Below are 21,356 nucleotides of genomic sequence, written 5' to 3'. Positions count from 1 at the left end.
TCTCTTAACAAGCCATTAGTTTTTACGGAAAAATTCGTTAAGGCGATCAATGACCTCTTCTTTTTTCCATTCAAATGTTTCACCAGTTTGACGGAATTTCACTTCTACCATACCTTCAGATGCTTTTTTACCAACCGTTACACGCACAGGTAAACCAATTAAATCAGCGTCTGCAAATTTTACACCTGCACGCTCGGCACGATCATCTAAAAGTACATCATAACGATATGATTTTAATAAACCGTAAAGTTCATCTGCTAATGCCACTTGCGCCTCATCTTTCGTGTTAACTGGCACAACATGAATATCATATGGTGCTAATTGTATTGGCCAAGTAAATCCATTATCATCTTGGAAGTGCTCAGCCACGGCAGCTAGAATACGAGATACCCCAATACCGTAACAGCCCATAATAAACGGTTGAGCCTTCCCTTGCTCATCTAAGAAAGTACCATTCATTTTAGCAGAGTATGTAGTACCTAATTTAAAAATATGACCAACTTCGATACCTTCTGCGAATTTAATAAACCCTTGTCCGTCTGGGGAAGGATCTCCCTCTTTAATAAAACGAATATCTAAGTAGTCATTCACAGCAAAATCACGCTCTGGGTTGACATTCACTAAATGGAATCCATCTACATTTGCACCTGCAATACCATTACGGATAGATTTGATAGCTTGGTCCGCTACTACCTTTACGTCTACTGGTAATTTCACTGGCCCAATTGAACCAACGCCACAGCCTAATAATTCACGGATTGCTGCTTCACTAGCCAGCTCCACAGAACCTGCATCAAGTGCATTTTTCAGCTTGATATCATTAATTTCATGATCCCCACGTGCAAGGACAACTACAAGCTCTCCGTCTACATCAAACACTAAAGATTTGATCACATTGGCTGACTCTACATTTAAGAATGCTGATACTTCTTCAATTGTTTTTTGCTCTGGTGTTGCCACTTTTTCAACTTCTTTTAAAGCGTCATCTGATGGTTGATAATCCGCAATGACTTCAGCCATTTCGATATTTGCTGCATAGTCAGAAGTATCTGAGTAGGCAATCGTATCTTCCCCAATTTCAGACAGCACCATAAATTCATGTGTACCTTTACCGCCAATCGAACCTGCATCTGCAATGACAGCGCGGTAGTTTAAGCCAAGGCGGGAAAAAATATTTGAATACGCACGATACATATCTTCATATGTTTCATCTAAACTTTCACGTGATGCATGGAAAGAATAAGCATCCTTCATTATAAATTCTCTTCCTCGTAGTAAGCCGAAGCGAGGGCGCTTTTCATCACGGAATTTAGTTTGAATTTGATACAATGTTAACGGCAATTTTTTATAGGATTTAATTTCATCACGTACTAAAGTTGTAATCACTTCTTCATGAGTTGGTCCTAATGCAAAATCACGGTTGTGACGGTCTTTTAGGCGCATTAATTCTGGTCCGTATTTTTCCCAGCGACCTGATTCCTGCCAAAGCTCAGCAGATTGTAAAGAAGGCATTAGAAGCTCAATAGAGTTGATGGCTTCCATTTCTTCACGGATAATTGTTTCAATTTTTGTTAAGACACGTTTTGCAAGCGGTAAATACGAGTATACCCCACTTGTATTTTGACGAATAAACCCTGCTCGTAGTAATTGCTTATGTGATTTTACCTCAGCATCCGCAGGTACTTCACGTAATGTTGGGATAAATGTTTTACTTTGCTTCATTCAGTGTTCCACCTTTTTTAATAGATAAGTTTATACTCTCAATAGCATAAACAAATTTAGCTTTGAGCGCAATGTTTCATAGTAATTGCGCTCAAAGCTAGAAAATGAAATTTCATTTAACTGTCATTGGTTTAAAAGAAGAATCGTTGAATATCGTTCCATGTCACGACAACCATTAAAATCATCAGTAGGACAATTCCTACGAAATGGACAATTCCCTCTTTTTGACGATCAATTGGTTTACCACGTAAAGCTTCAAAACCAAAGAATAATAAACGACCACCATCAAGTGCTGGTAATGGAAGTAGGTTCATAATTCCTAAGTTAATACTTAACATTGCGGCCCAATTCATTAAGTTCATAATACCATACTGGGCTACTTGCTCTGTTGCTTTATAAATGCCAACAGGTCCAGAAAGCGCATCTATTGTGAACTTACCAGTAATCAACATACCAAGAAGCTCAAATATTTTCATGGTCATATTATAGGTTTCTTGTGCTCCATAAACTACAGCTTTTAATGGATTAAATTCTCTCGGACTGTCATAGCGCACACCAATTTGACCATATTTTTCGCCATCCTGCTGGATTTCTTTCACAGTCATATTTAAGTTCATAGATTGTCCATCACGTTCCACAGTCACTGTAATTTCTTCGTTTGGATGATCTTGAACAATAGCGGCTAAATCCTGCCATTTTTCAACGGCTTGTCCGTCAATGGCTGTTACTCTATCTCCCGCAAGCATTCCTGCCTGTGCAGCTGGATCATTTTCTACTACTTCAGTGATAATCGGCTCGTATGTTGGGACACCGTGGATTAACCCAATTACCAAGTAAATCACAAACGCAAGAATAAAGTTAAACAAAGGACCTGCAAAGATTGTCATCGCACGTTGACCAACTGTTTTTGCATTAAATTGACGATCATGTGGTGCAATGACCAATTCACGACCATTTTCCACAAGAACACAATCTCTTGCTACGTCATAACGAACTAGACGTTCTTCTTCATCATAGCCTTCTACAAATAAATTCTTCTCTAAATCAGCACGCTCAACTTCTAAAAATAATAAATCTGGTAGCTGCTTATTACTTTGATTGAAAATAATTTTTTTCACAACATTATCTTCATCGACAATTAGCCCTATTCGATAGCCTGGCTGTAGTTCAGTGCCATCCATATCCTCGCCGGCCATACGAACATACCCACCGATAGGCAATAATCGAATAGTATACATTGTTTCTCCATGCGTTTTCCCATAAATTTTGGGACCCATTCCAATAGCAAATTCACGCACTAAAATACCTGCACGTTTAGCAAATAAGAAATGTCCAAGTTCATGGAAGAAGACGAGCATCCCAAATATTAAAATAAATGCAATGGCTGTTTGCATAATATCCCACCTTTAATAGCGATTAGTTAACGATACAGTACTTTCGTTATTTTACCATGTCTAACACTATTTTTCTTGTCTCACTGTCCACATGTAAAATCGTTTGTAAATCTGGTACTGCAATGTTTTGATGTGCATGCATTACTCGTTCAATCGTCTCATCAATTTCAAGGAATGTAATTTTCCCTTGTAAAAAGGCTGCAACTGCCGCTTCATTTGCTGCATTCATCGCTGTCAAAATGGTACCACCTGTACGACCAGCCTCATATGCTAAACGCAAAGCCGGATAACGCTCAAAGTCCATATCTTGAAAATGTAGTTGTCCAATTTGCGCTAAATTTAGTCGCTGACCATTATGTAATGGTATACGATCAGGATAGCTTAAAGCATATTGAATCGGTACGCGCATATCTGGCGTGCCTAGCTGAGCAATCACACTAGTATCATGATACTCAACAAGAGAGTGAATAATACTTTCTCTATGCAAAAGTACATCTATTTTATCATATGGCATATCAAATAAAACATGTGCTTCAATGACTTCTAATCCTTTATTCATCATTGTTGCGGAGTCTATCGTAATTTTTGCGCCCATAGACCAGTTCGGGTGATTCAATGCATCTGCGACCGTCACATGTTGTAATTGGTCACGTGTTTTATCACGGAAGCTACCACCTGAAGCTGTAATAATTAAACGCTCAATATTTTTGGGATTTTCGCCATTCATTGATTGGAAGATGGCTGAGTGCTCGCTATCAACAGGTAAAATCGTGGCCTTATGTTTTTTGGCTTCTGCCATGACTAAATGACCAGCTGTAACAAGTGTTTCCTTGTTAGCAATGGCAATCGTTTTGCCCATGCGAATAGCTGCTAATGTTGATTCCAGACCAACACTGCCTAGCACAGCATTGACGAGTACAGTTGAGTCTGGATGTGTAGCAACTTCTACAAGACCTTTCGCCCCAAATGTAAATTGGATTTCAGGATAATCTTTCGCAAGGTCTCGTGCATCCTCTTCTAGCTGCACAGAAACTAGCTCGGGTTTTAATGTTTCAATCATTTCTCGTGTTTTCTCAATGTTTTTCCCTGAAGAAAAAGCCACTAATTGAAACGCATCACGTTGTTCTTTTAAAATATCGTAGGTTTGCCAACCGATTGAACCCGTTGCACCTAATAAACTAATTTTTTTCACAACAAATTGTCCCCTTTTTCTATCTAAGCAAATGATTTAGCAAGATGTCTTTTAATATACAGATTAATTACCAAACAAATGTAAAAAATGAAGGAGAGGCACGACAAATAATAGACTATCGAAGCGATCTAAAATTCCGCCATGCCCTGGTAAAATATTGCCCGAATCTTTTACATCAAAATGACGTTTGATAGCTGATTCTACCAAATCTCCCATTTGTCCAATAATAGAGGCAAAAATCGTGACAAAAACAAGTGATATATAACCATTTGCAAATGGGTAAATGAGTTGCATACCAACTGCAAAAATAACCGCAATGACAATTCCGCCTAGAAAACCTTCAATCGTTTTCTTCGGTGAGATTTCAGGCCATAACTTATTCTTTCCTAATTTTCTTCCTACAAAATAGGCACCTGAATCTGTTGTCCAAACAACTAATAAACAATAGACAACATACTCTAATCCAACATTTCTTGTTTCAATTAAATAATGGAATCCTAACCCCACATAAAATGCACCCAATAAAATAAAGCCCACTTCGTCAAAGGTTATTTTATTTTTTACAAGGACCACGTAAATCAGCAGTAACATCATTAGACCATAAACAACCATTAAATTGGATGAATAGCCTATTGTCTCTACAACTTTTTCACTCCAATCTTTCGGTATAACAAGTAATACTAATGTTATTAATCCTAGAAAACCAGGCACAGAAAAAATGGAAATCCCTTTCATTTTTAAGATTTCATAAAAACCGACAATAGCCATTGCAAGCACAAGTATGGTAAATGGTACTTTGCCATAAATAACGAACGGAATAAAAAGTGCTGCTGCAATTATTGCCGTGATAATTCGTTGTTTCAAGTTGTTTCTTCTCCCTTCAACCCACCGTAACGGCGATTACGCTTCTGATAATTTTCCACCGCTTCCAGTAAGCTTTCCTCACTAAAATCTGGCCACAATGTATCTGTAAACCAAAATTCTGTATAGGCGAGCTGCCATAACATAAAGTTACTTAATCGTACTTCACCACTTGTACGAATTAGAAGATCTGGTTCAGGCAAATGGGCCGTCATTAAATGAGACGTTAAGCATTCTTCTGTTATGTCTTGCATCGTTAATTGACCGTCCTGCACTTTTTGCAGCATCGTTTTCATGGCATTGACCATTTCAGAACGACTCCCATAGTTCAGCGCAAAATTTAAGACAAGCCCTGTATTATGCTTTGTTTCTTCCATTGCCTCATACAACGCCTTTTGCGTATGAGCAGGTAATAAGGATGGATCGCCAATCATTTCGACACGTACATTACGCTGCATCATTTCTGGTAAGAAAGAACCTAAAAATTCAACAGGTAGACGCATAAGAAAATCAACCTCTGGTTTTGGTCGCTTCCAATTTTCTGTGGAAAATGCATATACGGTTAAAACTTTAATTCCTAAATCCGACGCAAACCTAGTTACTTTACGTACGGTCTTCATTCCTTCATGATGACCAGCAACTCGTGGCATAGCACGTTTTTTCGCCCAACGTCCATTTCCGTCCATAATAATCGCTACATGGGCAGGAATCGGCTCGCTTTTAGTTAGGGCCACACGCTCCTCCAATGATAGTGTATCCATATTTATTTGTTTTCCTAATAGCTTTTTAAACATGCTAACTCCCCCACTACAACTAATCGGACGTATACTAACCTATCATAACAAACAAAAGCGCTTTTTGTCTTTTTTTTCCCTCTAAATTGACTATGTATGTACTAGCTTATTTTAGAACTATACACATAATAAAGAATAAGTTTGTTAGAAAATCGATGATGTTGTTATTAATGATCTTTTCGCATTTCATGTATGCTCTTTATATGACAAAGCAATTGATTATGAACAATAAAGCGAAAAGACGTCCTGTTATGTATAGGACGCCTTCATCTCATCAAAAAGTTCCATCATAGACATGTAAAACGTCTTGTTTACACCTCTAAAATTTCTTTTTCTTTATCTTTCGCTACTTGATCTACTTTCACAATGAATTCATCTGTTAATTTTTGAATATCGTCACCATAGCCACGTAGATCGTCTTCTGTGATTTCGCCAGCTTTTTCAAGTTTTTTCAAATCATCGTTTGCATCGCGACGAACGTTACGTACAGCAATTTTTGCGTCTTCCGCTTCTTTTTTCACTTGCTTTACTAGATCCTTACGACGATCTTCTGTTAGCGCTGGAATCATTAAACGAATGATCGAACCATCATTTGTTGGTGTAATCCCGATATCTGATTTCATAATTGCTTTTTCAATATCACCTAAAATTGTTTTATCGTAAGGTGTAATGACTAGTAAGCGAGCTTCTGGTACAGAAACACCTGCAAGTTGGTTAATTGGTGTTGGTGCCCCATAGTAGTCTACCATGATACGATCCAATAAAGATGCGTTCGCACGACCTGCACGAATAGATGATAGTTCACGTGAGAAAGCTGTGATTGTTTTGTTCATTTTTTCTTTTGCTTGTTCTAAGACTTGTTTAGCCATTATACGTTCCTCCTAACAACTGTTCCGATTTTTTCGCCTTGTACAGCACGTTTAATGTTACCTGGCTCCGTAATTGAGAAAACAATTAGCGGGATATCGTTATCCATACATAAAGTGGAAGCCGTTGAATCCATTACTTGTAAGCCTTGTTGGATAACTTCTAAGTATGTGAGTGTATCATATTTAATGGCTGTTTCATCCACTTTTGGATCTGCCGAATAAACGCCATCGACATTATTTTTAGCCATTAAAATCGCATCTGCGTCAATTTCTGCTGCGCGTAATGCGGCAGTAGTATCAGTAGAGAAGAACGGATTACCTGTCCCTGCTGCAAAGATAACGACACGTTTTTTCTCTAGATGTCTAACTGCTTTACGACGAATGTATGGCTCCGCTACTTGAGTCATCACAATAGAAGATTGAACGCGTGTTTCAATACCTAATTTTTCAAGAGCATCTTGTAAAGCTAGTGAGTTCATAACGGTTGCTAACATGCCCATATAATCGGCTGCAGCACGATCCATTCCCATTTCACTACCTATTTTACCACGCCATATATTACCGCCACCTACAACAACAGCAACTTCTACATCAAGATCTACTACTTCTTTTACTTCTTCTGCAACAGACTTGATTATTTTTGGTGATAAACCGAAGCCCGCTTCTCCAGCTAACGCTTCACCACTTAGTTTAATAACTACTCGTTTATATTGCGGTACACTCATTGTAAACCTCCGTAAGACTTTATTTAAAACCTTTCTATTCCCTTTTCCATTATAGTATATCTAACAATAATTGCTAGTTGTGAATAAGGCAGAATAGAAAATTATATCCGTTTTTCGTTCATTTCGGAAAAATAGGGAACACGCTATGTTGTGTTCCCCATTTTAGTCTAGATAATCTAGATATTATTTGATTAGAATCAAATGCAAGCGAAATTAGTTACCTTTAACTTGGCTCATTACTTCTTCTGCAAAGTTATCTTCACGTTTTTCGATACCTTCACCAACAGCGTAACGTACAAAGCCGTTTACTGAACCACCAGTTGAAGCTACGAAATCACGTACTTTTTGATCTGAGTTTTTAACAAATGTTTGATCAAGCAAGCAAACGTCTTCGAAATATTTACCAAGACGGCCTTCAACCATTTTCGCAACGATGTTTTCTGGTTTACCTTCGTTAAGAGCTTGCTCTGTTAATACTTTACGCTCACGTTCAACTTCTTCAGCAGAAACTTCATCGCGAGAAACATATGTTGGGTTGATTGCTGCAATGTGCATCGCAACATCTTTAGCTGCTGCTGCATCAGTAGAACCTTCTAAAGTCACTAATACACCAATACGGCCGCCCATGTGTAAGTAAGCACCGAATGCATCTGCATCAGATTTTGATTTAATTTCGAAACGACGAAGTGTAATTTTTTCACCAATTGTTGCAACAGCTGTTGAAATTTGATCTTCAATTTTTACACCTTCAGCATTTGTAAGCTCTAAAGCGGCTTCAACTGAAGCTGGTTTAGCAGCAAGTAATTGCTCTGCTAAAGAAGAAACTAATACTTGGAATTTGTCGTTTTTCGCAACGAAGTCAGTTTCAGCGTTTACTTCCACGATAATCGCTTCGTTACCTTGTTCTAAAATGTAAGTTGTACCTTCTGCAGCGATACGGTCAGCTTTTTTAGCAGCTGACGAAAGACCTTTTTCACGTAGGAAGTCGATTGCAGCTTCTAGGTTACCATCAGTTTCTACTAACGCTTTTTTACAATCCATCATACCAGCGCCAGTTTTTTCGCGTAATTCTTTTACTAATTGTGCAGTAATGTTTGCCATTTAGTGTTTCCTCCTCAAATTGGTTGAACTATTTAATGATAGGTTCTAAAAAAGGTGATAAGGGTTTTGAGCCACTTATCACCTTTTTGTAAACGTGAATTACTCAGCAGCAGCTTCTACAGCTGGAGCTTCTTCTTCACCTTGTTTTGACTCGATTAAAGCGTCAGCCATTTTAGCAGTTAAAAGTTTAACAGCACGAATAGCATCATCGTTAGCAGGGATTACGTAGTCGATTTCATCTGGATCACAGTTAGTATCAACAATACCTACTAGAGGGATGTTTAATTTACGAGCTTCTGCAACAGCAATGCGCTCTTTACGTGGGTCAACCACGAACATTACGTCTGGAAGATCGTGCATATCACGGATACCGCCTAGGAATTTGATTAGACGTTCGTGTTCTTTTTTAAGTTGGATTACTTCTTTTTTAGGAAGAACTTCGAAAGTTCCTTCTTCTTCCATTTTTTCGATTTGTTTCATACGTGCAACACGTTTTTGAATTGTACCGAAGTTTGTAAGAGTACCACCTAACCAGCGTTGGTTGATGTAGTAGTTGCCTGAACGTTCAGCTTCATCTTTGATCGCTTCTTGTGCTTGTTTTTTCGTACCAACGAAAAGAACTTTACCACCGTCTTGACCAACTTGACGCATGAAGTCATAAGCTTCCTCTAATTTTTTAACCGTTTTTTGTAAGTCGATGATGTAGATCCCGTTACGTTCAACGAAGATATATTTCTTCATTTTTGGGTTCCAACGACGAGTTTGGTGACCGAAATGTACACCAGCTTCAAGTAATTGTTTCATAGAAATTACTGACATGTGAATTTCCTCCTAGTATGTTTGGTTTTTATCCTCCGCATTTATCATCTGCAACAAGCTACCCTAAGCTTAGAGCACCACTTACTACATCAAAATGCGTGTGTAGTAATAACACCATTTGCAACTATATCATAGCTTTGATTGATTCGCAACAATTTAGTGATGAAATTTCAGTAAAAGCTCGATTTCTGTTTTCCCCTTTTGCAGTTGTTTCGCTATCTCCTCTACCGATTTTCCCTGCTTTGCTAATTCTAGCGCTTGCTGTTCCACCGTCAGCATTTTTTCTTTTTCAGGTAGACTTGCCATCTCCTCTTTTGGAGATGGCACTGCTTGTGCCTTTTTTGCACCAGTATGTTGCTGACGTGAATAAGCATTTGCTACAATTTTTTTAGGTACGTAGATACGAGAATCTTTATCTAAACTTAGCGAACTATCACTTTTAGTCCCTTGGGTTAAATCCGAAGACGACTGTTCCATTGGTGTCACACTTTGTTCTATTTGCTGCAAGCTACTCGCCGCTATTTCGGGCTGTTTGACATTTTGTAACTCTTTAATAAGTCGGTCATTTTCATCTTTCATTTCTGCTAAATAAGCCGTAATCGTATCGTCCATTTCCCTCATTAAACGTTCTTGCTTCTTTTCTAAATCCTTAAATTTTGCTAGCTTTGTATTTAAAATAATAAGGAAGTAAAATGAAAGTAGCTGTAAAAAGAATAGTAACGCTATTAGTATGGTTGTCATTGTAAACTCCTATCCACTAAAATCCACGAAATTCCCTTTAAACGGATGTTGTGCCTGTTTTTCTTGTTGACCCTGCTTCTTTTTCTTCTTTTTATGAATACCTGTTAAATATTCGCCACCTGCATCCTCATCCTCACTAATTTCATCCATACCTTCTGTTGTATTGACAATTTTTTGCTTGCGCTCTACTTCTTTTTTTAATGCTTCATTTGCGTGTGCCTGTTGGGCTAATGCTTGTTGCTGTGCCTGATCTGCCATTTTCCCCGCTTCAAATGTTTTTGGAATAGCAATTTGTAATTCGACACCTTTTAAACTCATTGGAATCTCTCCCTCAAGGATATTTACGCATTAATCATTTCACTTGATAATAGCTTTCGTAGCTTTAATAGCGCTTTTGAATGAATCTGTGAAATACGTGATGTTGACAGTTCAAGCATTTCACCAATTTCAGTCAAAGTTAATTCCTCTGTGTAAAATAAACTAAGTACAAGCTGTTCTTTTTCATTGAGCTTTTGAATATTCTCAGCTAAGTCACCTAATAACTCCGATTTAATAACAGTTTGCTCAGGTGTTTTTGTCGTATCATCTCGGATGACAAATGACTTACCGTCCGCTTCCTCTTGATCCTGTTGCTCATTAATGGAAAGAACATTTGAAAAAAAATGCTCTTGCACTGTCTGGTACACATCTTCAACAGATACTTCCATATGCTCCGCAAGTTCCTCAGGTGTTACATGACGCATATATTTTTGCTCTAATTGTTCAATTTGAGCATCTAATTTTTTGGCTTTTTCACGCGCTGAACGCGGTAACCAGTCTTCCTTACGTAAACCATCAATGATAGCGCCTCTTACTCTAAACGAAGCATATGTATCGAATTTTAAATCTCTGTTAATATCAAATTTATTTAATGCATCAAAAAGCCCTACCATGCCTAAACTCGTTAAATCGTCTCGTGATACGCTCTTTGGCAAACCCGCACCAATACGTTGGACATGGTAAGATACTAAAGAAATATATTTTTTTATAAGTAAATCACCAGCATCTGGATCACGCTCATGAATCCAGCGATTCCATAGTTTTTGCTCATCGTTCAGAATTGGTTGTGTCATGAAATCCACCTCTCTAAAAACGCTTTACGCGCCCGTTTGCCACTGACTATTTGCGCTCATAAAATTAATCATTCAACAGGATTTTTCGGTTAATCTTTGTAAAAAATCCACATTAAAGCTAATCTAGACGTGAGCTTCGAATAGTTAAAAACTCGATAAGCAGTTGCCATCTTTCCTATATTATAACAAGAATCGACTATAATTTCATTTGTTTCTCTTACTCTCTAATATATTCCTTAATTTTTTAATCTCATAGAAAAACTGTACCCTTGTTATGATGAACAGTTGGATACAGTTCTAAAATTTGTCTACAGAATTAAACTTATAATTTAGGACGCTATTTAATTCGATGCGAAGGTGCATCATAACTATGACATTGAACAAAAAGGTTATAATACCTACATTGCATCCACAATGTACCAATTGTCGTTTCAAAAACGTGCTATAATTTTTCCATTGAATATTGAGATCTACGAGCGATTGCTTCAGCCCATTACTAATACCATGTTCGCCCTCCCCCTCCTTTTGACCATTTTTGCTTACCTGCTTCATTAAGCGGTAGTTTTCCTCCTGTAATAAAGTGCGCTAATAAGCTTTCGTCTTCCTAGCCTGAACTTTTGATTTTCTCGTATAATAAAGCCTTCAAATGCCCAATAAAAAAAGAGCCGCTATTCGCGACTCATTTTTACGCATTCACTTGTTGCTCTTCTTCTCGATTCATCATCGTTCGTACTACTTGAGCAATTTCCTCCGAATTTTCATCTTGAAATTCAACCGTTGAATTAACTGCTGGAGCTTCTTGCTTTGCGCCATCAGTAGCATCAAGTTCATGATCTGTTAGACCATCTTCATCCACTTCTTCATTAGCCTCTGGCGTAAACATGATGTAAGCAATTAAAAAACGTACTATATACATAGCGATAAAGACGATAATTGCTACAACAAAAGCGCTGATGATGATGCGAAGGGGAGTAGATGGTTTTTGAAATGTACTGAAAAAATAAATTGAAAAAGCAATTAATGCTCCCCATAGATTGTAAAAAATAGAACCAAACATTAGATTTCGCTCACTCCTTGGTTAACTGTTCGAATATGTAATATCGACGTTGCAGGATTAAATTCAATCGTTCTACCACTATTTCCACCAGTATCCTCGGCCACTAAAGGTACTCCATGTCTCTTTAACTCATGTTTAACTGCTTCTACATTGCGGGGACCGATACGCATCGTATCTTTGTCAGATGTAAATTGGAACATCTGCGCCCCCCCTGCAATTTTTGCCTTTAGTTTAAATTTTTGAACGCCTTCTAATTTTAATAAATCTATCATTGCTGCAATACCTGAATCTGCAAATTTTGCCACATTGATTGACTCAGCTCTACCTAAGCTTGAATCTGGTAACATCACATGGATTAAACCAGCAATTTTTTTTGACTCATCATATAAAATAACGCCCACACAAGAACCAAGACCAGAAGTTCGAATGGTGTTAGGTAACTTTACTACATCCATTTGTGCAATTCCCACTTTAATTACTTGTCCACTACTGCTGCTTAACATCATCATGAAACTCCTAATGCTTTAAAAATTGCATCGAATGAGTCGGGATCGGGAAGCAGGAAGAAATGACCTCTCACCGTTTCGTGGTCTTCTACACCTTCTTCAAAAATGGATGTATTTATCACAATAACATTATCACTTACATGTGATAATTCGATTAAACCAATACTGATAATAGCGCCAAACATATCTACACTTAGACCAGGTACTGTTGGGTAAATTTTCAAATTGGTAAAGTCCGATAAGGCAGATAAATAGGAGCCCGATAAAATATTGCCCATTTCTTGCATAGCTGATAAGCCTAGCTCTGAAACTGGTTGTTTTTTAAAGTCAAATGTATCATCAAAAATAAGACGACGGATAAAGCGATTTGCTTGCTCGATAGGTAAAATAAAGAACATACTTCCTTCAGCATCTCCTTCAATACGAAGGTAAATACCAACTACAACGTTTTCAGATCCGCCAGCCAGTTCCATCATTTCGTTAAAGGACACCATTTCTACCTTTGGAACGCGCATATCAATTTTTTTCCCAAGTAAATTGGAAAGTGCTGTCGCGGCATGCGCAGCACCAATATTTCCAATTTCCTTTAATACATCTAAATGTAGCGATGTAATCTTTTGATTAAATGTCATTATCGATCCCTACTTTAGTGGATTTAATACTTTTTCTAAATGTAACAAGATTAATAATCGTTTCTCTACTTTGGCAACACCTGAAATAAATTCTTCTTCAAGTGAGCCAACGACCTCTGGTTGCGGTTCAATTGCACTTGCTGGAATATCAATAACATCGTTTGCTGAATCTACAACAAAACCTACTTCCATATCTTCTAATGAAATAATGATAATGCGTGTTGTTTCTTCATGTTCAGAAACAGGTAGTTCAAAGCGTTCACGTAAATCGACTATTGGTGTAACAACACCTCGTAGATTGATTACACCTTTCACATATTTCACGGTTTTCGGTACACGCGTAATATGCATTAATTTTTCAATTCCTTGTACATGGGACACGGGAATTGCATATTCTTTATCTGCTAGCTGAAAGACAATTACTTTAATACTTTCTTGTTCCACTGCGTTTGTCATACTTTACACCTCTCTTATTCATTCACCTTATTTAATTAGTGCGTTGCAATCTACAATTAAGGCTACTTTACCATTACCTAAAATCGTTGCACCTGAAATGGCAAAGATATTTGTTAAGTAATTTCCTAATGACTTCAAGACAATCTCTTGTTGTCCAATGAAAGAATCCACTACTAGACCAGCAAGTTTTTCACCTTTGCGAACAATTACGACTGAATGGAATTCTTCATCTTGTGACTCTTTACGAGGAACCTCAAAGATTTCCTCTAAGAATACCAATGGAACAACCTTGCCACGGAAGTCGATTACTTTTTGATTATGCGCATTCATAATCTCTGATGAACGGATAATAGATGTTTCAATAATAGAAGATAGTGGAATTGCATAAATTTCTTTTTCAATCTCCACCAGCATGACTGAAATAATCGATAATGTCAGTGGTAATTGAATCGAGAAGATAGATCCAACATCCTGTGTAGATTCAATTGAAATATTACCACCAAGTGATTCAATCGTTGTTTTCACAACATCTAAACCTACCCCACGACCAGAAACATCAGAAATGACATCGGCAGTTGAGAAGCCTGAAGCTAAAATAAGCTCATTAATCTGTTTATCAGACATTGAATATGATTGTTCTTGTGTCACAATGCCTTTTGAAATAGCTTTCGCTAGTACTTTTTCACGATTAATGCCCGCGCCGTCATCTTCAATTTCAATAAAGACATAGTTTCCACTATGATACGCACGTAGGACAACTGTTCCTTCTTCTGGCTTACCTTTTGCACGACGAGCCGTCGGATTCTCAATCCCATGATCCACAGAATTACGGATTAAGTGAACTAGTGGATCCCCAATTTCATCTATAACCGTACGATCTAACTCGGTTTCTGCACCGATGATTTCTAGGTTGATCTTTTTATTTAAGTCACGCGATAGCTGACGAATCATTTTTGGGAATCGGTTGAATACTGTTTCCACTGGTACCATACGCATCGTTAAAATAATTGTTTGTAGATCACCCATCACACGACTCATGCGCTCTACTGTTTCATTTAACTCACCATGATTCACTTCTGTAGCGATCGATTGTAGTCGACCACGATCAATGACAAGCTCTTCAAACAAGTTCATTAAAATATCAAGACGTTCAATATTTACACGAATCGTTTTATTCCCTACAGGTGCATGAGCTTTATCAGCTTTAGCTGGTGCTGCTGCTTTGGCTGGTGCCGCAACAGGTTCAGCTTTCGCAGGCGTAGCTGCTGGTGTTGGTTCTGCTTCTACCACTGCTGTTGCTGCTACTTCCTGATGGGCTTCATATTGTTTTTCACTAAATTTCTTCAGGTCAATTGTTGTCACAACGACTTCATCAACCTCTGAAACCTTCATTATTTTTTTCTGCATATCTTCGGCTGTTTCTTTTGTCACAAAAGCAACATAGAATTGTTGATCAAACTGTTCATCTTCAAGCTTTTCAACAGATGGACTGGACTTAATGACATCTCCATCTTTTTCTAAAATTTCAAACACCATAAATACACGCGCAGCCTTTAATAGGCAATCCTCACGTAATGTAACTGCAATTTCAAATGCATTGAAGCCTTGTTCAGATGATTGTGTAATAACTGTTTGTTCAAAGCTATCATATTCTAAAACACTTGCAACGACTGCCGGTGCCACTGTTGCTACCACTTCTGGTACTGCTTCCTCACCTAATTCAATGCGCTTCAGTTGAGCAACAGTTGATGAAACATCACGTTTACCATCTCCACCGTTCGCAATATCCATCACCATTTCTTCTAGATGATCAACAGATTCAAAGACAACATCTAGTATTTCAGGTGTGACATGGATTTTCTCATTACGAATAGCATCTAAAACATTCTCCATTTTATGTGTCAAATCCGCTAAATCTTCAAAGCCCATTGTGGCAGACATACCTTTTAACGTGTGGGCAGAGCGGAATATTTCCCCAACAATGGCCAAATCATCTGGATTCTTCTCTAATTCTAATAAATGTTCACTACATGCTTGTAAATGCTCTTTACTTTCTTCGATAAACATCTCTAAATATTGATTGACTTCCATAAGAGGACACCCCTTTTAAGGCAAATATTTCATTATTGTTTGTGCAATATCATCTACATCTGCAACTTCATCAACAAGTTGCGTTTCTACTGCTGCTTTTGGCATACCATATACAATGCAAGTTTCGGCTGATTCTGCAATAGCTATGACATTACCACTTTTTTTCAATGCTTTCAGTCCATTAGAACCATCATGGCCCATACCAGTCATAATGACTGCCACTTTATCAAAATCCTTATATTGACTAACATCTTCAAACATTACATCTACAGAAGGGCGATGGCCTGATCTCGGTGCTTCCTGATTATCAAGAACAATGCCAAAAGTCGTTCCTACTTTTCTCAGCTTTAAATGATAACCACCCGGTGCAATATAAGCTACTCCATTTTGCAATATATCGCCCTGTTCCGCTTCTTTTACAGCAATTTCACTTAGCTGATCCAGACGAGTAGCAAGTGATTTAGTAAATCCAGCTGGCATATGCTGAACAATTAATATAGGTGCTTGTATGGACTTAGGAATTTTAGTAATGACCTCCTGAAGTGCACGAGGTCCTCCGGTTGATGTACCAATTAACACCATTTTCTTTCCAACTTTACTCCATTCTACCAGTGGCTTTGATGTAGCTACATTGCTAGCAGCAACATTCATAAGAGTTGGTGTTCGTCCATGCTGTTGTGGCTCCTTTACTACGGTACTCGCTCTTGTCACTGGTTCTTGTTGTTTTTTACTACCAGAAGGTTTTTTCAGTTTGGAAATCGGCACCATTGCCGCCTGCTCTACTTTGTGAACAAGCTCATTTTGGATTTTATGTAAATCAAGAGAAATGGTTCCGCTTGGCTTTGCGACAAAATCTACTGCACCACTCTCAATTGCTGCTATTGCATTTTCTGTCCCACGTTGAGTGGTACTCGAGAGCATTATTACAGGAACTGGACATTGAATCATAATTTCTTTTAAAGCATCTAGCCCATTCATTTCAGGCATCTCAATATCCATTGTCACAACTGTTGGCTTCAACGACTGTATTTTTTTGATCGCATCTTTTCCATTTCGTGCCGTTCCAACTACTTCCACCTTAGAGTTGCCAACAAAAAAGTCACTAATTAGCTTTCTCATAAAAGCAGAATCATCCACAACTAATAGCTTGCTTTTATGTAAAAAGTCCAATTAATCACGCCCTTTCGAGAAAATACTTCTGAGTTTCGATAAAAATTTTTTAGCTGTTTGTTCATGTGCGTGTATTTCCTCTGCACGATGTTCCATAAAACGAACGACTATAAGTTGTAATGTCTTTGATATTAGTGCGTCTGGATAAGCAAGCGAGAATGGTACTTGCTCACGCACAGCCTTACGCACAACTGGATCTTCAGGTAATGAACCTAGAATGGTTATTTCTTTGTCTAAAAAACGTTTCATCGTTATTTTTAAACGTTCATTCGTTTCAATTCCTTCTTCTTTGCTAAAAGCACGGTTACAAAGAATGTAAAACTCCTTCTCTGGATCACGTACATGAATATATTTCATCATGGAGTACGCATCTGTTATAGAAGTAGGCTCCGCTGTTGAAATGACAATAATTTCATCAATGGATGTCAGTAAGTCTAATGACCAATTTGTCGCACCAGCCCCCATATCAAATAAAATATAATCATAGTTTTTTTGAAGCTGTTCAAAGGCATGAATCAATCGCTCAAACATACTTTGTGACCAATCTAGAACGCTCGTCATACCAGACCCACCTGAAATATACTTTAGATCATAAGGTCCTTCAAATATTACCTCATCTAGTAATTTATTTCCTTCTAAATAGTCTTTCAAACTATAAGAAGCATTTTTCCCAATTAAAATATGAATATTCCCCATCCCAATATCCATATCTACAATGGCAACTCTTTTTCCCTTTTGGGCCAAGGTTATAGCAAAATTCATGGTGAAGTTACTTTTACCTACTCCACCTTTGCCACTGACAACTGCGATGGCTCTACCTAGTTCGCCCTGCTGCCTCATCATTTTCAAGCGTAATGTTTCAGCTTGGTCTCTCATTTTTCTTCACCTTGAAAAAACAAATTAAGTACTGCTTCTAAATCAGCTTCCTCAATATCTTCTGGTACTTCTTGACCATTCGTATAGTAAGCAAGTCCTTTATTATATTTAATCATTAAATTGATCATTGTGCCAATAGAATTTGTTTCATCAATTTTTGTGAAAATGAATTTTTCAATTGGTAATTGCTTAAATTGGTCTACAATGTTCTCCATATCCTTTTCTTTCGTTGTCATAGCAAGGACTAAGTAAGACTCTGCTTGATCATCGAACTTAATGAGACGTTGGAGATCATCCACATACTTGACCTCTTTATAATTGCGACCTGCTGTATCAATAAACACCAAATCTAAATGGGATAAACTTTGGATTGCTTGCTCGAAATCGGTCGCATTATAAGCAATTTCAACTGGAGCCTGTAAAAGACCTGCATATGTTTTTAGCTGTTCTATGGCAGCAATTCGATACGTATCGGTCGTAATAAAGCCGACTTTTTTCTTTTTTTCTAACACAGCTCGCGCTGCCATTTTAGCAATCGTTGTAGTCTTTCCAACTCCTGTTGGGCCTAAAACATTTATATACTTTCTTTCATAGGACAATCCTCCAACAGGAAGGGCCTCTAGCTGCTTACGTAGTAAATTTTTCGTTATTAATTTACATTGTGAAAAATTTATTTCTGACGCTTCTTTGAAATGCATAAAAAGCTCATCACCTATCGTTGTGATGAGCTCTTCACTTAGCTCTTGCTGTCTTAAGTATTCAATGAAGGGGAAGAGTTCATCGGGATATTGAGCTTGGGTGGTCTTTTTATGCATCGATTGCATTAAAGATTTTAAATCTGCAATTTCCTTCCTCAATTCTTCAGAGATGCTAGTATCCTCATGCACTGCTGCAACATGTGGTGTTGGCTCTTGATGGACTTTTGCTTGAATAGCATTTGTAATCTCTTGTAACCTTGCATTTTCTTTTGTTTCTACAGGTAGTACAGCTGGTGCTGGAGCCACATAACTTGGCTCCATAACATCAACTCCCGCGACCACTTCAAAACTTTTCTTTTTAATCATACCGAAAAATTTCTTTGTGATGACTACTTTTGAATTTAAAATGACTGCGTCCTCACCTAATTCTGCCCGCACTTGCTTCATCGCCTCTGGTATGGATGATGCATAATATTTTTTCATTTTCATTGAACATTCACCACCCCAACACTTTGAATTTCAACTGAAGCATCCAGCTCATTATAAGAGAGAACTGGAATTTGAGGGAAATAACGCTCCGTCAATTGTCGTAAATACATACGAACTGCTGGAGAGCATAAAATGATAGCGGATTGCTCCATAAAGGAAACACGCTCTACTTCTGCTGCAATAGTCTCTAAAACGGTTTGAGAATCTTGAGGATCCATTGCTAAATAATTTCCGTGATCCGTTTGTTGAATACTATCAGCAATCATTTTTTCTACTTTACCTGACACCGTAATCACCTTTAATGCTGAACTATCTCCAACATATTGTGCAGTAATTTGACGTGCTAATGCTTGACGGACATACTCCGTTAAAATATCTGTATCACTCGTTAATTTTGCATAGTCTGCTAATGTCTCAAAAATTATAGGTAAGTTACGTACAGACACATTTTCTCGAAGAAGCTTGCCAAGTACCTTTTGGATTTCTCCAGTAGACAAAGGAGTCGGTGTTAATTCTTCGACTAAAATAGGATGTGTTTCGCGTAAGTGATCGATTAACTGCTTCGTCTCTTGGCGTCCTAGTAACTCATGTGCATTTGCTCGAATGATTTCTGTTAAGTGTGTTGACACCACACTTGGTGGATCAACAACTGTGTAACCATACATTTCGGCATCTTCTTTCACTTGCTCCGTAATCCATTTCGCTGGTAGTCCAAATGATGGCTCCACAGTATCAATTCCTTCAATAGAGTCATCATCACCAGGGCTCATCGCTAAATAATGATCTAATAAGAGCTCGCCTCGTGCCATTTCATTCCCTTTTATTTTAATACGATATTCATTTGGTTGCAGCTGAATATTATCTCGAATACGAACAACTGGGATGACGATACCTAATTCTAATGCTAGCTGTCGTCGAATCATAATAACACGATCTAATAAATCCCCACCTTGTGTAGCATCTACTAAAGGTATTAATCCATAACCAAATTCAAATTCGATCGGGTCCACATTTAATAAATTCACAACATTTTCAGGGCTCTTCATGCCATCTGTTGCCACTTCTTCCTCAATTTCAAGTAATTCCTCTTCATCCTCTGGCTTCTTACGCCCCATCATATATGCTCCTGTAATGAGTGACGCACCAATTGGAATCGTTATCCAATCTGGAATTGGTGTAAATAATCCAAGTAAGATAATCGTTCCACCAGCTACATAAAGAAGCTTTGCCTGAGCAAATAATTGTCCTGTTATATCCTGGCCAAGACTTCCTTTTGAAGAGGCACGGGTTACAACAATCCCTGTAGCTGTTGAAATAAGTAAAGCCGGGATTTGGGATACAATACCATCTCCAACTGTTAGTTTAGAAAAATGAGTTGCTGCTTCTGCAAATGGAAGACCCATTTGCACTACCCCGATAATGATCCCAAATAATAGGTTGATAATAACCATTACCATTGAGGCAATGGCATCCCCTTTTACGAATTTTGTGGCACCATCCATCGCTCCATAGAAGTCTGCTTCTCCCGATACCTTTTCACGTCGTTCACGTGCTTCTTTTTCGGAAATGACCCCTGCATTTAAGTCAGCATCAATACTCATTTGTTTACCAGGCATTGCATCGAGTGTGAAACGTGCTGCTACTTCAGCTACACGCTCCGCGCCCTTTGTAATTACAATAAACTGAATTAACACTAGAATTAAGAAGACAACTAAACCAACAAGAACATTCCCGCCAACTACGAAATCACCAAAGGTTTCAACGACTGACCCTGCATCACCATTTGCTAAAATAGCACGGGTTGTGGAAACACTTAGTCCTAATCGGAACAAGGTTAACAGTAAAATGACCGATGGGAAGATAGAAAAGTCCAATGCTTCCTTCATACTCATTGCTGTTAGCAGTACAATTAATCCTAATGTAATATTAATGACAATTAAGAAACTTAACATCCACGGAGGAAGAGGGATGATGAGCATCGCAACGATTAAAATAACCGCACCTAAAACCCCAATATCGCGAACTTTCATTTGTGTCCCTCCTACTTAAAA

21 protein-coding genes are annotated in these 21,356 nt (G+C 38.0%); all 21 read right to left on the bottom strand.

Annotation, left to right across the window (positions count from 1 at the left end; all coding sequences use genetic code 11):
* Positions 1 to 15: 15 nt before the first annotated feature.
* Complete coding sequence (locus tag AC6BKE_RS12525) at positions 16 to 1,722, bottom strand: proline--tRNA ligase (protein ID WP_499856879.1); 1,707 nt, start codon at positions 1,720 to 1,722, stop codon at positions 16 to 18.
* A 131-nt stretch (positions 1,723 to 1,853) separates the two neighbouring features.
* Complete coding sequence (rseP, locus tag AC6BKE_RS12520) at positions 1,854 to 3,116, bottom strand: RIP metalloprotease RseP (RefSeq protein ID WP_141903475.1); 1,263 nt, start codon at positions 3,114 to 3,116, stop codon at positions 1,854 to 1,856.
* Positions 3,117 to 3,162: 46 nt separating this feature from the next.
* Entirely contained in the window at positions 3,163 to 4,308 is a 1,146-nt protein-coding gene (dxr, locus tag AC6BKE_RS12515) for a 1-deoxy-D-xylulose-5-phosphate reductoisomerase (RefSeq protein ID WP_058843508.1), read from the bottom strand.
* A gap of 63 nt (positions 4,309 to 4,371) precedes the next feature.
* The gene (locus AC6BKE_RS12510) at positions 4,372 to 5,172 is read right to left on the bottom strand and encodes a phosphatidate cytidylyltransferase (protein WP_036124178.1); all 801 of its coding nucleotides are present in this window, start codon (positions 5,170 to 5,172) and stop codon (positions 4,372 to 4,374) included.
* Positions 5,169 to 5,963 (bottom strand): undecaprenyl pyrophosphate synthase, encoded by a 795-nt coding sequence (gene uppS, locus AC6BKE_RS12505; protein WP_036124181.1) that lies wholly within the window; start codon positions 5,961 to 5,963, stop codon positions 5,169 to 5,171. The genes AC6BKE_RS12510 and uppS overlap by 4 nt, the downstream gene beginning before the upstream one ends.
* A 311-nt stretch (positions 5,964 to 6,274) precedes the next feature.
* Positions 6,275 to 6,832, bottom strand: a complete 558-nt coding sequence (gene frr / locus AC6BKE_RS12500; RefSeq protein WP_036124184.1) for a ribosome recycling factor — start codon at positions 6,830 to 6,832, stop codon at positions 6,275 to 6,277.
* On the bottom strand, positions 6,832 to 7,557 hold the full coding sequence (pyrH, locus tag AC6BKE_RS12495; RefSeq protein ID WP_036124188.1) for a UMP kinase: 726 nt from the start codon (positions 7,555 to 7,557) through the stop codon (positions 6,832 to 6,834). Before pyrH ends, frr begins: the two co-directional genes overlap by 1 nt.
* A 213-nt stretch (positions 7,558 to 7,770) precedes the next feature.
* Entirely contained in the window at positions 7,771 to 8,658 is an 888-nt protein-coding gene (gene tsf / locus AC6BKE_RS12490; RefSeq protein WP_036124190.1) for a translation elongation factor Ts, read from the bottom strand.
* Between the two features lie 99 nt (positions 8,659 to 8,757).
* A complete protein-coding gene (gene rpsB, locus AC6BKE_RS12485) occupies positions 8,758 to 9,477 on the bottom strand; it encodes a 30S ribosomal protein S2 (protein WP_004269262.1) in 720 nt (239 codons plus the stop codon).
* Between the two features lie 156 nt (positions 9,478 to 9,633).
* Complete coding sequence (locus AC6BKE_RS12480) at positions 9,634 to 10,218, bottom strand: hypothetical protein (RefSeq protein WP_342504059.1); 585 nt, start codon at positions 10,216 to 10,218, stop codon at positions 9,634 to 9,636.
* A 9-nt stretch (positions 10,219 to 10,227) separates the two neighbouring features.
* Entirely contained in the window at positions 10,228 to 10,536 is a 309-nt protein-coding gene (locus tag AC6BKE_RS12475) for a hypothetical protein (protein ID WP_036124197.1), read from the bottom strand.
* 23 nt (positions 10,537 to 10,559) lie between these two features.
* A complete protein-coding gene (locus tag AC6BKE_RS12470) occupies positions 10,560 to 11,330 on the bottom strand; it encodes a FliA/WhiG family RNA polymerase sigma factor (RefSeq protein WP_036124200.1) in 771 nt (256 codons plus the stop codon).
* Between the two features lie 685 nt (positions 11,331 to 12,015).
* Positions 12,016 to 12,387 (bottom strand): hypothetical protein, encoded by a 372-nt coding sequence (locus AC6BKE_RS12465; protein ID WP_036124203.1) that lies wholly within the window; start codon positions 12,385 to 12,387, stop codon positions 12,016 to 12,018.
* Positions 12,387 to 12,893 carry a chemotaxis protein CheD gene (locus AC6BKE_RS12460; RefSeq protein WP_369802726.1) on the bottom strand — a complete coding sequence of 169 codons (507 nt, stop codon included), beginning with the start codon at positions 12,891 to 12,893 and terminating at the stop codon, positions 12,387 to 12,389. Before AC6BKE_RS12460 ends, AC6BKE_RS12465 begins: the two co-directional genes overlap by 1 nt.
* Positions 12,893 to 13,525: a chemotaxis protein CheC gene (locus AC6BKE_RS12455; RefSeq protein ID WP_036124206.1), complete on the bottom strand. Its 633-nt coding sequence runs from the start codon at positions 13,523 to 13,525 to the stop codon at positions 12,893 to 12,895. The genes AC6BKE_RS12460 and AC6BKE_RS12455 overlap by 1 nt, the downstream gene beginning before the upstream one ends.
* A 9-nt stretch (positions 13,526 to 13,534) precedes the next feature.
* The gene (locus AC6BKE_RS12450) at positions 13,535 to 13,981 is read right to left on the bottom strand and encodes a chemotaxis protein CheW (RefSeq protein ID WP_036124209.1); all 447 of its coding nucleotides are present in this window, start codon (positions 13,979 to 13,981) and stop codon (positions 13,535 to 13,537) included.
* Positions 13,982 to 14,008: 27 nt separating this feature from the next.
* Positions 14,009 to 16,072, bottom strand: coding sequence for a chemotaxis protein CheA (locus AC6BKE_RS12445; protein WP_036124212.1), 2,064 nt, complete (start codon positions 16,070 to 16,072; stop codon positions 14,009 to 14,011).
* Positions 16,073 to 16,087: 15 nt separating this feature from the next.
* Entirely contained in the window at positions 16,088 to 17,242 is a 1,155-nt protein-coding gene (locus AC6BKE_RS12440; RefSeq protein ID WP_082673691.1) for a protein-glutamate methylesterase/protein-glutamine glutaminase, read from the bottom strand.
* On the bottom strand, positions 17,243 to 18,118 hold the full coding sequence (locus tag AC6BKE_RS12435) for a MinD/ParA family protein (RefSeq protein WP_058843507.1): 876 nt from the start codon (positions 18,116 to 18,118) through the stop codon (positions 17,243 to 17,245).
* The gene (gene flhF / locus AC6BKE_RS12430; protein ID WP_058843506.1) at positions 18,115 to 19,305 is read right to left on the bottom strand and encodes a flagellar biosynthesis GTPase FlhF; all 1,191 of its coding nucleotides are present in this window, start codon (positions 19,303 to 19,305) and stop codon (positions 18,115 to 18,117) included. Before flhF ends, AC6BKE_RS12435 begins: the two co-directional genes overlap by 4 nt.
* Entirely contained in the window at positions 19,302 to 21,335 is a 2,034-nt protein-coding gene (gene flhA, locus AC6BKE_RS12425) for a flagellar biosynthesis protein FlhA (RefSeq protein ID WP_036124222.1), read from the bottom strand. Before flhA ends, flhF begins: the two co-directional genes overlap by 4 nt.
* Between the last annotated feature and the right edge of the window lie 21 nt (positions 21,336 to 21,356).

The sequence above is a fragment of the Lysinibacillus sp. COL-1 genome (genome assembly GCF_059814265.1).
Note: the sequence above shows the minus strand (reverse complement) of the source record. Positions and strands in the feature narration are given on the sequence as shown.

Excerpts from the sequence above, each read along its gene's own strand:
- rseP (WP_141903475.1), bottom strand. The coding sequence starts at position 3,116 with ATGCAAACAGCCATTGCATTTATTTTAATATTTGGGATGCTCGTCTTC.
- uppS (WP_036124181.1), bottom strand. The coding sequence starts at position 5,963 with ATGTTTAAAAAGCTATTAGGAAAACAAATAAATATGGATACACTATCA.
- AC6BKE_RS12455 (WP_036124206.1), bottom strand. The coding sequence starts at position 13,525 with ATGACATTTAATCAAAAGATTACATCGCTACATTTAGATGTATTAAAG.
- AC6BKE_RS12435 (WP_058843507.1), bottom strand. The coding sequence starts at position 18,118 with ATGAGAGACCAAGCTGAAACATTACGCTTGAAAATGATGAGGCAGCAG.
- AC6BKE_RS12445 (WP_036124212.1), bottom strand. The coding sequence starts at position 16,072 with ATGGAAGTCAATCAATATTTAGAGATGTTTATCGAAGAAAGTAAAGAG.
- AC6BKE_RS12470 (WP_036124200.1), bottom strand. The coding sequence starts at position 11,330 with ATGACACAACCAATTCTGAACGATGAGCAAAAACTATGGAATCGCTGG.
- pyrH (WP_036124188.1), bottom strand. The coding sequence starts at position 7,557 with ATGAGTGTACCGCAATATAAACGAGTAGTTATTAAACTAAGTGGTGAA.
- AC6BKE_RS12450 (WP_036124209.1), bottom strand. The coding sequence starts at position 13,981 with ATGACAAACGCAGTGGAACAAGAAAGTATTAAAGTAATTGTCTTTCAG.
- AC6BKE_RS12525 (WP_499856879.1), bottom strand. The coding sequence starts at position 1,722 with ATGAAGCAAAGTAAAACATTTATCCCAACATTACGTGAAGTACCTGCG.
- AC6BKE_RS12475 (WP_036124197.1), bottom strand. The coding sequence starts at position 10,536 with ATGAGTTTAAAAGGTGTCGAATTACAAATTGCTATTCCAAAAACATTT.
- rpsB (WP_004269262.1), bottom strand. The coding sequence starts at position 9,477 with ATGTCAGTAATTTCTATGAAACAATTACTTGAAGCTGGTGTACATTTC.
- tsf (WP_036124190.1), bottom strand. The coding sequence starts at position 8,658 with ATGGCAAACATTACTGCACAATTAGTAAAAGAATTACGCGAAAAAACT.
- AC6BKE_RS12465 (WP_036124203.1), bottom strand. The coding sequence starts at position 12,387 with ATGTTTGGTTCTATTTTTTACAATCTATGGGGAGCATTAATTGCTTTT.
- flhA (WP_036124222.1), bottom strand. The coding sequence starts at position 21,335 with ATGAAAGTTCGCGATATTGGGGTTTTAGGTGCGGTTATTTTAATCGTT.
- frr (WP_036124184.1), bottom strand. The coding sequence starts at position 6,832 with ATGGCTAAACAAGTCTTAGAACAAGCAAAAGAAAAAATGAACAAAACA.
- AC6BKE_RS12480 (WP_342504059.1), bottom strand. The coding sequence starts at position 10,218 with ATGACAACCATACTAATAGCGTTACTATTCTTTTTACAGCTACTTTCA.
- AC6BKE_RS12460 (WP_369802726.1), bottom strand. The coding sequence starts at position 12,893 with ATGATGTTAAGCAGCAGTAGTGGACAAGTAATTAAAGTGGGAATTGCA.
- flhF (WP_058843506.1), bottom strand. The coding sequence starts at position 19,305 with ATGAAAATGAAAAAATATTATGCATCATCCATACCAGAGGCGATGAAG.